Annotated in this window: 13 protein-coding genes; 9 read left to right on the forward strand and 4 right to left on the reverse strand. The window is 72.2% G+C overall.

Going from position 1 to position 11,839, the window contains the following annotated elements; all coding sequences use genetic code 11:
• Positions 1–28: 28 nt before the first annotated feature.
• Positions 29–1,537, forward strand: a complete 1,509-nt coding sequence (locus FJ657_RS16255; RefSeq protein ID WP_141164761.1) for an FGGY-family carbohydrate kinase — start codon at positions 29–31, stop codon at positions 1,535–1,537.
• Between the two features lie 112 nt (positions 1,538–1,649).
• Positions 1,650–2,999 carry an FGGY family carbohydrate kinase gene (locus tag FJ657_RS16260; RefSeq protein WP_141164762.1) on the forward strand — a complete coding sequence of 450 codons (1,350 nt, stop codon included), beginning with the start codon at positions 1,650–1,652 and terminating at the stop codon, positions 2,997–2,999.
• A 79-nt stretch (positions 3,000–3,078) separates the two neighbouring features.
• On the opposite strand, the gene FJ657_RS16265 is transcribed toward FJ657_RS16260, so the two are convergent.
• The gene (locus FJ657_RS16265; RefSeq protein ID WP_181409018.1) at positions 3,079–3,825 is read right to left on the reverse strand and encodes a GntR family transcriptional regulator; all 747 of its coding nucleotides are present in this window, start codon (positions 3,823–3,825) and stop codon (positions 3,079–3,081) included.
• Positions 3,826–3,916: 91 nt separating this feature from the next.
• Complete coding sequence (locus FJ657_RS16270; protein ID WP_141164764.1) at positions 3,917–5,581, reverse strand: glycoside hydrolase family 31 protein; 1,665 nt, start codon at positions 5,579–5,581, stop codon at positions 3,917–3,919.
• 182 nt (positions 5,582–5,763) lie between these two features.
• On the opposite strand from FJ657_RS16270, the gene FJ657_RS16275 reads away from it, so the two are divergent.
• Positions 5,764–6,333 carry a DUF6328 family protein gene (locus FJ657_RS16275; RefSeq protein WP_219995946.1) on the forward strand — a complete coding sequence of 190 codons (570 nt, stop codon included), beginning with the start codon at positions 5,764–5,766 and terminating at the stop codon, positions 6,331–6,333.
• On the opposite strand, the gene FJ657_RS16280 is transcribed toward FJ657_RS16275, so the two are convergent.
• Positions 6,257–7,021: a Pr6Pr family membrane protein gene (locus FJ657_RS16280; protein ID WP_141164765.1), complete on the reverse strand. Its 765-nt coding sequence runs from the start codon at positions 7,019–7,021 to the stop codon at positions 6,257–6,259. The genes FJ657_RS16275 and FJ657_RS16280 overlap by 77 nt on opposite strands.
• A 139-nt stretch (positions 7,022–7,160) precedes the next feature.
• Here FJ657_RS16280 and FJ657_RS16285 point away from each other — a divergent pair, with 139 nt between their 5' ends.
• The 6 genes from FJ657_RS16285 (at position 7,161) to FJ657_RS16310 (ending at position 11,024) form a co-directional block, all read left to right on the forward strand.
• The gene (locus tag FJ657_RS16285) at positions 7,161–7,547 is read left to right on the forward strand and encodes a PadR family transcriptional regulator (RefSeq protein ID WP_141164766.1); all 387 of its coding nucleotides are present in this window, start codon (positions 7,161–7,163) and stop codon (positions 7,545–7,547) included.
• Positions 7,548–7,549: 2 nt separating this feature from the next.
• Positions 7,550–7,921, forward strand: coding sequence for a DUF1048 domain-containing protein (locus FJ657_RS16290; RefSeq protein ID WP_141164767.1), 372 nt, complete (start codon positions 7,550–7,552; stop codon positions 7,919–7,921).
• 71 nt (positions 7,922–7,992) lie between these two features.
• Positions 7,993–8,802, forward strand: coding sequence for an ABC transporter ATP-binding protein (locus FJ657_RS16295; RefSeq protein ID WP_439653950.1), 810 nt, complete (start codon positions 7,993–7,995; stop codon positions 8,800–8,802).
• The gene (locus FJ657_RS16300) at positions 8,802–9,617 is read left to right on the forward strand and encodes an ABC transporter permease (protein ID WP_141164768.1); all 816 of its coding nucleotides are present in this window, start codon (positions 8,802–8,804) and stop codon (positions 9,615–9,617) included. Before FJ657_RS16295 ends, FJ657_RS16300 begins: the two co-directional genes overlap by 1 nt.
• A 248-nt stretch (positions 9,618–9,865) precedes the next feature.
• Complete coding sequence (locus FJ657_RS16305) at positions 9,866–10,648, forward strand: SDR family oxidoreductase (protein WP_141164769.1); 783 nt, start codon at positions 9,866–9,868, stop codon at positions 10,646–10,648.
• Between the two features lie 76 nt (positions 10,649–10,724).
• A complete protein-coding gene (locus FJ657_RS16310) occupies positions 10,725–11,024 on the forward strand; it encodes a hypothetical protein (protein WP_181409019.1) in 300 nt (99 codons plus the stop codon).
• A 53-nt stretch (positions 11,025–11,077) separates the two neighbouring features.
• On the opposite strand, the gene FJ657_RS16315 is transcribed toward FJ657_RS16310, so the two are convergent.
• The gene (locus FJ657_RS16315; protein WP_141164771.1) at positions 11,078–11,410 is read right to left on the reverse strand and encodes a hypothetical protein; all 333 of its coding nucleotides are present in this window, start codon (positions 11,408–11,410) and stop codon (positions 11,078–11,080) included.
• Positions 11,411–11,839 lie beyond the last annotated feature (429 nt).

The following is an 11,839-nucleotide window of genomic DNA, read 5'->3' on the forward strand; positions in this document are numbered from 1 at the left end:
ACAGCACCACGAGAACGGAGACCGAGCGATGAAGCTCGTCGCGGGGATCGACTCCTCCACCCAGAACTGCAAGGTCACCGTGCGCGACCTCGAGACCGGCGCCGCCGTGCGCGAGGGCAAGGCCTCGCACCCCTCCGGCACGATCATCGACCCGAACCGCTGGTGGGATGCGCTGCTCACGGCCGTGCGACGCGCCGGCGGCCTCGACGACGTCATCGCCGTCTCGGTGAGCGGCCAGCAGCACACGCCGATCTTCCTCGACGAGTCGGGCGAGGTCGTCGCCGATTCGCCGCAGTGGAACGACACCGGCTCGCACCCGCACATGATGGCGCTCAACGCCGAGCTGGGGCGCGACGAGTGGATCCGCCGTACCGGCATCCCGCTCACGCTCTCCGACACGGCGCCGAAGCTGCGCTACATGCGCGACCTGCATCCGGAGGCCGTCGCGCGCACCGCCGCCGTCGCGATCGTGCACGACTGGCTCACCTGGCGTCTGCGCGGCTTCGGCCCCGGTTCCGGCCGCCCCGGGCTCGACGAGCTCGTCACAGATCGCTCCGATGCCTGCGGAACCGGCTACTGGTCGCCCGAGCGCAACGAGTACGAGATGGACCTCTTCGAGCACGCCTTCGGCCGGTCGGCGATCCTGCCGCGCATCCTCGGCCCGCTCGACCGCGCGGGTGTGACCGGCGCGGGCATCCCGGGCATCCCGGCGGGGATCCCGATCGGCGTCGGCAGCGGTGACAACGGGGCCGCGGCGCTCGCGCTCGGAATCCAGCCCGGCGACGCCGTGCTCTCGCTGGGCACCTCAGGCGTCGTCTACGCCCGCTCGGCCCGGCCCGTGCACGACTACGCCGGCTACGTCTGCAACTACGCGGACGCGACCGGCGACCACCTGCCGCTCGTCGCGACGCTCAACGCGGCGCGCAACTTCGAGCTCGCGACGAGCCTGCTCGGCTGCACCTTCGACGAGCTCAGCGACCTCGCGCTCGCCGCGGCGCCCGGCGCCGGCGGCCTCACGCTGCTGCCGTACTTCGAGGGCGAGCGCACCCCCGACCTGCCGCACGCCCGCGGCTCGCTGCACGGCGCATCCCTCGCCAACTTCACCCGCGAGAACTTCGCCCGCTCGGTCATCGAGGGCACGCTCGCGAGCCAGGTGGCGATGCTGGATGCGCTGCACGCCTGCGAGGTGCCGACGAACCGTCTGCTGCTCATCGGCGGCGCCGCTCAGAGTCCCGCGGTGCAGGCGATCCTCGGCGAGCTCGTCGACATCCCCGTCGCCGTGCCCGCACCCGATGAGTACGTGACGATGGGCGCCGCGATGCAGGCCGCCGCCGCGGCCGAGGGCGCCTTCCCCGCCTGGCGGGTCGCCGTCGACGAGCTCGCGGCCGTGCCGTTCGAGCCGCAGGTCGGCGCGCAGTACGAGGCGGCGAAGACCGCGCTCGGCTACGTGGATGTGCTGGCCGCGCCGGCGGACGGCCCGGCGTCGAGCGCGGCGGGCATCCCGTCGGCCTCGGCCTCGGCCTCGCCGATCGGCTGAGCCCGGCGTGATCGCCTGACCTTCCTCCGGCCGCTTCTTCGGGGGAGCGCCGGAGGTCCCGCGCCGCCGGGTCCGCTCTTCGGGGAGTCGGACCCGGCGGTATCGTCGCCTCGTGGGGATCACGACGCGCACGGCGGTCGCCTGCGGCGTCGACATCGGCTCGACCAACGCGAAGGTCGTGCTGATCGATGCCGAGGGCGCGGTGGTCGCCCGCGTGATCCGGCCAACGCCGCGCGACGCCGACGGCCCGCTCATCGACGCCCGCGCCCTGCTCGACGCGATCGAGCAGATGATCCTCAGCGCCTGCGGCGACCTCTACGAGGTGCACGCGGTCAGCACGGCCGGCATCGGCGAAGACGGCGTGCTGGTGGATGCGGCGCTCACCCCGCTCACCCGGGCGCTGTCGTGGTTCGATCCGCGGCGGCAGACGGTGTTCCGCGATCTGCAGCCGCGACTGCGCGGCACGGAGCCCTTCGACGCCGACAGCGACCCGGTGCGCACCTTCGTCGGCTGGGTGTGGGCGCGCGAGCAGCTCGGCGAGACGAGCGCGCACCGCTGGATCTCGCTCACCGACCTGCCGGCCGCGCACTGGTCGGGCCGGCCCTTCCTCAGCGACACGCTCGCCTCGCGCACGGGCGCCTGGCACGCGAGCGACCGCCGCTGGGATGCCGATCGGGTCAGCTCGACGCTCGGCGACGTCGAGCTGCTGCCGCCGGTCGCGGCGACCGGCGAGGTCGTCGGAGCGCTCGCGTCCGCCCGCCTGCGCGAGGCCGGCGCGGTCTCCGCGGAGGCGATCACGGTCGTCGGCGGCCACGACCATCCCATCGCCGGCTGGGGCGTCGACCGCATGGTGCCGGGCGCCCTGCTCGATTCGATGGGCACGGCCGAGGTCGTCGTCGCGCAGACCGCCGCGCCGCCGGCCGACTACACGCGGCAGCCGGCGATCGAGATCGCCCCCGGCATCCGCAGCTCGGGCACGACCGTGCTGCGCGTCGAGGAGCTCGCCCGCAACGTGCAGTGGGCCTCGCAGAACCCCGAGGTCGCCGGGCACATCCGCGGCCTGCTCGACGGCAGCGCCGAGCCGCTGCCGGTGCTCGACTCCGGCTGGTTCGTCCCCGGTGTGCACGGCGGCGGCCAGCCGGCGTACGCGCTCGATGCTCCCGCCGATCCGCGGGCTCGCGCCTCGGCCGTGCTCGGCGCGCTCGCGATCGCCGGACGCGAGGCCGTCGAGGCGGTGCGCCGCGGCGGCGCCGGCGACGGCGAGGTGCGGCTGGCGGGCGGATGGGCGCGCTCGCCCGGCTGGATCGACATCAAGAACGCGGTCAACGGCTACCGCGCGGCGCCCGTGCTCGAGCCGCAGGTCACCGCTGTCGGCGCGGCGCTGCTCGCGGCCGAGGCGCTCGGCTGGGCGCCCGATCCGGCCCGCGCGCTCGGCGGCTTCGCGGCCGACCTGCTCGGCTGAGCGAGCGGTGCCGGGCGGCACCGAGCGGGCGGTGCCGGGCTCCCGGATCGGGATCGCGGACCGCGCCCTGGAAGGGCGGTCAGTTCGCGCTGACGCTGACCTCGAGCGGGATGATGTCGGTCAGCACCCAGGTCTCGTAGTAGTCGAAGCGGGTGCCCCGCGCATCCCACGACAGCGAGCGCACGCGCAGCACCGGCTGATCGGCATCGATCTGCAGGTGAGCGGCCACGGCCTCGGTGGGGCGCATGGCGCGGATGACGCGCTTGGCCCCGTTCGAGACGAAGCCGGCGCGGCGCAGGGTCTCGTTGAGCGAGCCGCTGCCGTCCATCACGCCGGCATCGGCCGAGACCGTCTCGCCGACGCTCTTCGGGAACCAGTTCGTGCTGAACATCGCGACCTTGCCGTCGAGCGAGCGCACGCGCTGCAGCGCGAAGACCTGAGCGTCGTCGGCGAGCTCGAGGGCCTCGGCGACGTGCTGGGCGGGGGCGGCGAGCCGCGCATCCACCACCTGGGTGGTCACGCCGGTCTGGCCTTGGCGCACCTGCGATTCGAGGAAGCCCTCCTCGACGGTCCAGCCGGTCGACTGCTCGGGCGAGGAGGCGAAGACTCCGCGGCGGGCGACGCGGCGCGCGAAGCCCTCGCTCTCGAGCTTCGACATCGTCTGTCGCACCGTCGCGCGCGAGAGGCCGTACTCGCGGCACAGCTCCATCTCGCTGGGCAGGCGCTCGTCGGCGGGGATGTCGCCGGAGAGGATCTGGTCGCGCAGGATCACGAACAGCTGCTCGTAGTACGCGACAGGAGAGTCGCGTTCGATCGTCTGCGCCACTGCATCCCCCGTCCGTTTCGGGAAGCGTACAGGCTGGCCGTCTGGTTTTGTCGGTACGTCGTGTACGGACACGCGGGGCTGCGTTCAGGGCTCAGATCCGGCGTAGCACCGGGATGGCGTCGAGATCGACGGAGACGGAGATCTGCAGTCCGCCGTCGCCCGCGACGTGCGTCGATCCGGGGCCGGCCTCGTGACCGTCCGCCGCTCGGACGACCTCCTGCCACGTTCCCGGCGGCAGCGTGATCGGGCGTGACGTCGCGCCACGCTCCAGCACCGGCGCGACCAGGATGCGCTCGCCGAGCAGGAACTGGTCGCGCACGTGCTCGAATCCGGGGTGGTGATAGGCGAGCGGACGGAGGATCGGCTCCCCGGTCGCGCCCGCCGCGTCCACCAGCTCGAGGATCTCGGGCAGCAGGCTGTCGCGGAGGGCCAAGGCCTTCCGCACCGCAGCCAGATGGTCCTCGTCGAGCACCCGAGCCGGCGAGAGCGAGAACTGCATCATCGGGAAGAGCGCAGCCACCTGCGCATAGCGCACGAACTGCTGCTGGTCGACCACGGCGCCCGGGCCGAACGAGCCCAGTTCACCGCCGCCGACCATGTCGGGGCAGACGAAGGGATGCCCGATCAGACCCTGGGCGATCGCCTCCGGGATCAGTCCCGCGAGACCATCCTCGCCCCAGGTCGGCGGCTTGTCGTGCAGGCGCTGCGCCAGCGGCAGTCCGCCGGATCGCCAGCTCGCCCGGAACTCGTTGAAGGGGAACCGTGCACCCAGAGCGACCCAGGCCTCGACGCGGTCGACGGGGGAGATGACGGCAGCGGATGCGTCGATCGGGGGCAGGTCGTCGTCGCGGAAGTCGCGCAGGTCGCCGCCGTCGAACTTGAATCCCGAGACTCCCGTCTCCCGCTGCAACGCCGTCAGGGTGTCGGCGAGCCAGTCGGCGGCGGCGGGCGAGGCGACGTCGAGCAGGGCGCTGTATCCGTTCCACCAGCGGCGGATCGCGGTGTCGCCGTCGGCGCCGCGCAGCAGCATCCCGCGTTCTTCGAGCTCGCGGAAGACGGCGCCGTCGGGGCTGACGAAGGGCACGAGCCAGAGCATGACGCGGAAGCCGAGCTGCGCGAGCTCGTCCGTCATCGCTCTGGGGTCGGGGAAGCGCGTTCGGTCGAAGCGCCAGTCGCCGTAGTCGACGGCCCAGTCGTCGTCGATCATCAGCACCCCTGGCGGGAAGCCCGCATCGATCAGGCCCCGGGCGTAGGTGAGCACTGCCTCCTGCGTCGGCAGGTAGGGCATCTCGATCCAGGTGTTGTACTGCGGCCCGGCGAACAGCTCGCGAGGCGGTGCGCCGCGACCAGCGGGGAAGTGGGCCGATGAGGAGGCGAGGAAGGCGTCGCGCAGTGCGCCGCCGGTCTCGATCAGCTGCAACGGGGCTTCCGCGCCGCCGAGTCCGTCGCCGTCGCGAATCTCGGCGTCGGCGGGCCGGCGTCCGAACTCCGCCGGACTCGCCCGCAGCGCCCGCTGTCGCCCCTCGACGACGAACTCGAACGCGAACGGCCGATCGCACCACAGTGCTCGTCCCGCGCTCGACAGCAGCAGCGGCGCCGACTGGTTCGCGCCCGATGTCGCGTCGGCGGCGAGGCCGGCGTTGTGAGCCAGATCCCGGCGGTGCGCGACAGTGCCGAACGGCATGAGCGTGCCATCGGCCACGGCGCCTCCCCACCACACCTCGTCGGCGAGCAGGGGGACGTCGACGTCGTTCATCCGATTCCTCTCACGGGCCGTCGCTGCGACGGCTCCGCCAGCACGCTAGGTGCCGCAGCGACCGCGACGGTACGGCCCAGGCCGAATGCGCACCACGATTGCGCGGACGCGCCGTCGGCGGACCTCCTGCGAGTCGGGTGACCGCGGGGAGTCGCGGCATCCGCGCCGGTTACCGTGGCGGTGTGACCGACGACGCCCGCCCGGCTTCCGGCGATCGACCCGACCGCGAAGCGCATCCCGCCGGTGAGGACTTCGAGGACGCCGTCGCCGACGGCCGACCCGAGACCGAGAACCAGCGCCTCGACCGCAACTGGGGCGAGCTGCTGCAGGAGCTGCGGGTCACTCAGACCGGCACACAGATCCTCACCGGCTTCCTGCTGACCCTCGCGTTCCAGCCGCGCTTCGCCGAGCTCGACGGCTACCAGCGCACGCTCTATCTCGTGCTCGTCGCGGTTGCCGTGCTCGCCACGATCCTCGCGCTCGCACCGGTCAGCCTGCACCGGGTGCTGTTCCGGCACCAGGTGAAGGGGCGCATCGTGCGGGTCACCGATCAGCTGCTGCGGGTGACGCTGATCGCCGTCGCGCTCGTGCTGACCGGCACGGCGTCGCTGGTGGCGGATGTCGTGCTCGGCCGCGCGGCCGGACTGATCGCCGGGGCGGTCGCCCTGGTGGTCGTTACCCTGCTGGGGCTCGCCCTGCCGCTTTCGGCGCGTCGGGCCGCCCGTCGGCTCCCGGAGCCGCCGACCCGCTGAGCGACGGCACGAAGCGGTCGATCACGAGGATGACGACGGCCAGCACCACGGCGTAGGCGACGACCGCGAGGGCGCCGAGCGCGGCAGCGCCCGCCCCGACCTGGTTCACGTCGAGGAACGGGTAGGGATACCAGCCGGTGATCGCGCCGCGCGTGAAGGTGAACGCCAGCCACAGCGCCGGCCAGATGAAGGCGAGGGCGGCGAGACGGATGCTCCACTGACGTCGCGGGCCGAACAGCAGCCAGGCGAGCGCGAACAGCACCGGCGCGACGTTGTGGAACAGCGCGGTCGCGACGACGGCCTCGCCGCGCAGCTGCAGCCCGGGCGCCAGGATCAGCCCGAACACCGAGCCGGTCACGACGATGCTGAGCAGCGCATCCAGATGCAGCAGCCGCCAGCCGCGGCCGGCGCCGGGGCGCACGTCGCGGCCGAGCGCGGCGCCGATCGCCGCGATCAGCACGAGCACGTTGCTGAGGATCGTGAAGAAGCTGAACAGGCGTGCGAAGCGCACGGCGAGGGGGATGCTCGAGCCGCTCTCGCCCGAGTTCGCATCCGAGCCGCCCGTGAACAGCAGGTAGAACTGCAGCCCGAACGCGACGAGCACGACGATCGCGATCACCGCGTAGCTCACGCGGCGCGCGATCTCGACGCGGGCGAGCGGTGCGGATGCGGCGGGCGAGGTCGTCACGCGCTCACGCTAGCGCCGACGGTCGGAGTCACCTCTTGCGCATCCGCTATTCAACGTTACTATCTAGTGGTACTCACTGATGCTGAATAGCAGCGACGCTGAGTAGCGGCAGCAGGAGTCACCGACTGAAGGAGAGCCGATGCCGAAGCAGATCACCGAGATGCTCAAGGGAACGCTCGAGGGGATCGTGCTCGCGATCCTCGCCGGGCGCGCCGCCTACGGCTACGAGATCACCGCCTGGCTGCGCGAGCAGGGCTTCACCGAGATCGCCGAGGGCACCGTCTACGCCCTGCTGCTGCGCATCGAGCAGCGCGGACTCGTCGACGTCGAGAAGGTGCCGAGCGAGAAGGGCCCGCCGCGCAAGGTGTTCACGCTCAACGCCGCCGGGCGCGACTACCTCGATGAGTTCTGGCGCAACTGGGGCTTCCTCGCCGAGCGGCTCGAGCACCTGCGCGACGCCTCACCGACCGGCGCCGCCGCATCCACCACCACCGGCGCCACCGGCACCACCACCGAAGGAGACTGACCATGGCCAAGAACCTCATCGAGCTCGTCGTCGGCGACCTCGCCGACAAGAAGAGCTACCGCGAGTACAAGACCCGCGTGAAGGCGCTGCCGAGCGGATACCGCGAAGCCGAAGCCGCCGTCGCGCGCTACGTGATGAACCTCGGGCCGAACGAGAACGGCGCCACGCTCGTGCGCATGCTCGGCGACCTCGCCGAGCTGTTCGAGCAGGCCGTCGCCGACGGCACGACCGTGCGCGAGCTCGTCGGAGCCGAGCCGGTCGAGTTCGCCGAGGCGTTCATGGCGAACTACGACGGCGGCAGCTGGATCGGATCCGAACGGGCGCGGCTCGCGAAGTCGATCGACGCCGCTGTCGGGGATGCGGGGGAGTCGTGATCGCGGCAGCGACGGCGACCCCGCCGGCGACGGCCAGAGCGGCATCCGCCGAGCTCGACCCGGCGATCGAGATCGTCGGCCTCACTAAGTCGTACAAGCAGAACGCCGTGCTCACCGGCGTCGACCTCACGGTCGGCCGCGGCGAGATCTTCGCCTTGCTCGGCAGCAACGGCGCCGGCAAGACGACGCTCATCCGCATCCTCTCCACCCTGCTGAAAGCGGATGCCGGCGTGGCGCGCGTCGGCAGCATCGACGTCGCCGAGCGTCCGGCAGCGGTGCGCGAGGTGATCAGCCTGACCGGGCAGTTCGCCGCCGTGGACGAGAAGCTCAGCGGGCGCGAGAACCTCGCGCTCGTCGCCCGGCTGCGCCACCTGCCGAAGCCGGCTGACGTCGCCGACGCGCTGCTCGCCCGCTTCGCGCTCACCGAGGCGGGCGGCCGTGGCGCCGCGACCTACTCGGGCGGCATGCGCCGCCGCCTCGACATCGCGATGAGCCTCATCGGCGATCCGGACGTGATCTTCCTCGACGAACCCACGACCGGGCTCGACCCTGAGGCGCGGCGCGAGGTGTGGGCGACCGTCCGGCAGCTCGCCGCGGGCGGCACCACCGTGCTGCTCACCACCCAGTACCTCGACGAGGCCGAGCAGCTGGCCGACCGCATCGCGATCCTGCACGAGGGCCGCATCCTCGTGAACGGCACGCTCGCCGAGCTGAAGCGGATGCTGCCGCCGGCGAGAGCCGAGTGGGTCGAGAAGCAGCCCACCCTCGACGACGTGTTCTTCGCCCTCACCGGGCGCGCCACCACGGCGCCCGGCGAGCCGCAGGAGCCCGTCGCGTCCACCGAACCGTCCGACCCGCACGACACGAAGGAGCCGAGCTGATGTCCGCACTCACCGTGCCCGCTGGCGCAGCGGCGCCGCACCGCGCCCTCGACGCCCTGCGCGACACCGCCGCGCTCACCGGGCGCTCGCTCACACACATCCTGCGCAGCCCCGACACGATCATCACGACGGCGCTCCTGCCGATCGCGTTCCTGCTGCTGTTCGTGTTCGTCTTCGGCGGCGCGATCGACACCGGGTCGGGCGCGGGAGCCGGCGGCTACGTCGACTACCTTCTGCCCGGCATCCTGCTCATCACGGTCGCCTCGGGCATCTCCTACACGGCGTACCGGCTGTTCCTCGACATGCAGGGCGGCATCGTCGAGCGCTTCCGCTCGATGCCGATCGCCCGCTCGGCGGTGCTCTGGGCGCACGTGCTCACCTCGATCGTCGCGAACCTGGTGTCGCTCGCGATCGTCACGGGCGTCGCGCTCCTGATGGGGTTCCGCAGCGGCGCGGGCGTCGGCGGCTGGCTGGCCGTCGCCGGCATCCTCGTGCTGTTCACGCTCGCGCTGACCTGGCTGGCCGTGATCCCGGGCCTGACGGCGAAGTCGGTGGATGGGGCGAGCGCCTTCTCGTACCCGCTGATCTTCCTGCCGTTCCTCAGCTCGGCGTTCGTGCCCACCGCATCCATGCCCGGCCCTATCGCCTGGTTCGCCGAGCACCAGCCGGTGACGTCGATCGTGAACTCGCTGCGGGCGCTGTTCGCGGGGCGTCCGGTCGGCGCCGAGCTGTGGATCGCGCTCGCCTGGTGCGTCGCGCTGCTCGTCGTCGCCTACGTCGTCGCGAACCTGATCTACCGACGCCGCCTCGGCTGACCCGCGTTGTCGCCCGTGCTGTGCTCGGGCGTGAGGTCGCGTGTCGAGCTCTTCTTCGAGTTGCCCAGTTCGGTCGGGTTGGGGGCTCCGAACCCGACAGAACTGGGCAACTCGTGACCCCGGGTGCCGGGTGGCCGGGCCGGGTGGTCCTGCCGCCCCCAGGATCGACGCGGTCCTTCCTGAGCGGATCGCGTCGGCGTGGGATGAGGCCATGCGGTCGACGGATCGACCGCGGAGGAGGACATCCCATGGACATCAGCTCGCGCACCGCCTGGATCGTCGGCGGAACCTCGGGCATCGGACTCGGCCTCGCCCGCCGGCTCGTCGCCGAGGGCGGCACCGTGATCGTCGGCGGTCGCGACACGAGCAAGGTGGCCGCGCTCGCCGCGGCGCACCCCGACGACGCCGACCTGGCGCGCATCGAGACCGTCGAGATCGATGTCGCCGATCCCGCCTCGATCGCCCGCGCCCGCGACGAGGTGCTGACCGCGCATCCCGACCTCGACCTCGTGGTCACGATGTCGGGCGTCATGCTGATCGAAGACCTGCGCGACCCGGCTCACGTGGATGCCGCCGAGGCGACCGTCGCGGTGAATCTGCTCGGCACGATCCGCGTGATCGACGCCGTCACCCCGCACCTGCTCGCGCGCGGCGCCGGCGACATCGTGACCGTCAGTTCGGGCATCGCGTTCCTGCCGTTCCCGCTCATGCCGACCTATGCGGCCACGAAGGCCGGCGTGCACGCCTACAGCGAGGCGCTGCGCGCCCAGCTCGCCGGAACCGGAGTGAACGTCACCGAGCTCGTGCCGCCGTCGGTCGCGACCGTGCCCGAGGCGCTCGAGCTGAACCCGGCCGCGCTGCCGCTCGACGACTACCTCGACGAGACGCTCGCGCTGCTGGCCTCGGAGCCGACGCCGCGCGAGATCCTCGTGCAGAAGGTGCAGATGCACCGCTGGGCCGAGCGCGACGGCAGCTACGACGAACTCGTCGCCGCGCGTTCCGCGGCGCTCGCCTCGCTGCCCGGCCGCTGAGCCCCGGTTCGTCGACACCCCCGGCCGGGGGTTTCGACGTCGGGCCGCGCGTGTTCTACACTCGCTCGCCGTGGGCATGAAATGGCTCGGCCGACCGCGCGAGAAGCTGCTGCGTCGGCTGGTGTTCTCGGCGAAGGAGCGCTGCGACTGCGGCGCGGGCCTCGCCTACGACCGCCGCGCGCGCGACACGGCCTGGGACTGCAGCGCGATCCTGCTCGGCGACGCCCTGCTGGTCGCGGGGGAGCGCGGGGTCGCCGACCACCGCGTCCCGTGCTCGTTCTTCGAGGTGCTGTCGGAGCGCAGCCCCGCCGCCGACGGCGCGACCACGCGCCCCGTCGCCGACGGCGCGACCACGCGCCCCGTCGCCTCTGCCTGACCGCGGAGACCTGCGAAGCCCAGACCCCGCGTCGACGGCGGGTGGATGCGAGCTCAGTGCACGAGCGCGGTGACGAGCATCAGCATCCCCGCGACGACCACGACGAGCCCGCCCACGATCGTGCCGATCAGCGGACGCACGAGGTAGGGGCTCGCTCCGGTCTCGTGCCGCCGCAGCGCGAGCAGTCCGATGACGACGGCCGCGATGCCGGGCGCGAGCGAGAGCGCGTCGCCGATGATCGGGATCGCGACCATGATCGCGCCGAGCACCGCGAGGCTCAGCGACCACACCCCGAGGGAGTCGTGCTGAGCGCGCTGACCTGACCGAGGATGCGCGGGCGCGCCCGTCTCGGGCTGCGGCTCGTCGCTCGGTCGCGGCTCGGGCATCGTCTCTCGTCGCTCGTGTCGTGCGGCCGCGCCTCCGCGGCCTGCGCCCACGCTAGCGGGCGGCCTCGTCGAACCGACAGACGATGTCGTGCCGCATCCGCCCGCACAAAGCGAAAGCCCCCGGGTGACCGGGGGCTTTTCGTGGAAGTGGCTCCGACCGGCGTCGATCCGGTGACCTTCCGATTTTCAGTCGCAACTGGCCGCCCTCGTGACAGCAGCGGGAGAGCGAAGGGCCCGGTTTTTCAGTGGATTGCCGGTGGTGTGATCAGGCTGTTGATCGTTCGAGTGCCCACGATTGTGGGCAAAGCGTGGGCGTGGGCGATCGTGCGAGGTCAGAAAGCGACCCGCCTAGGGGGTCACTTCTCGACCTGCTGGCGGGTCAGTTTCTGACCGGCTAGGGGGTCAGTTTGTGACCCTCGCTCCTTTAAA

The sequence above is a fragment of the Schumannella soli genome (assembly GCF_006517435.1).
Classification (GTDB): domain Bacteria; phylum Actinomycetota; class Actinomycetes; order Actinomycetales; family Microbacteriaceae; genus Schumannella; species Schumannella soli.

What these genes read in the sequence shown, in the direction of transcription:
- FJ657_RS16285 (WP_141164766.1), top strand. Translation starts at nt 7,161, where the DNA reads ATGCCGAAGCAGATCACCGAGATGCTCAAGGGAACGCTCGAGGGGATC.
- FJ657_RS16300 (WP_141164768.1), top strand. Translation starts at nt 8,802, where the DNA reads ATGTCCGCACTCACCGTGCCCGCTGGCGCAGCGGCGCCGCACCGCGCC.
- FJ657_RS16305 (WP_141164769.1), top strand. Translation starts at nt 9,866, where the DNA reads ATGGACATCAGCTCGCGCACCGCCTGGATCGTCGGCGGAACCTCGGGC.
- FJ657_RS16310 (WP_181409019.1), top strand. Translation starts at nt 10,725, where the DNA reads ATGAAATGGCTCGGCCGACCGCGCGAGAAGCTGCTGCGTCGGCTGGTG.
- FJ657_RS16255 (WP_141164761.1), top strand. Translation starts at nt 29, where the DNA reads ATGAAGCTCGTCGCGGGGATCGACTCCTCCACCCAGAACTGCAAGGTC.
- FJ657_RS16270 (WP_141164764.1), bottom strand. Translation starts at nt 5,581, where the DNA reads ATGAACGACGTCGACGTCCCCCTGCTCGCCGACGAGGTGTGGTGGGGA.
- FJ657_RS16290 (WP_141164767.1), top strand. Translation starts at nt 7,550, where the DNA reads ATGGCCAAGAACCTCATCGAGCTCGTCGTCGGCGACCTCGCCGACAAG.
- FJ657_RS16315 (WP_141164771.1), bottom strand. Translation starts at nt 11,410, where the DNA reads ATGCCCGAGCCGCGACCGAGCGACGAGCCGCAGCCCGAGACGGGCGCG.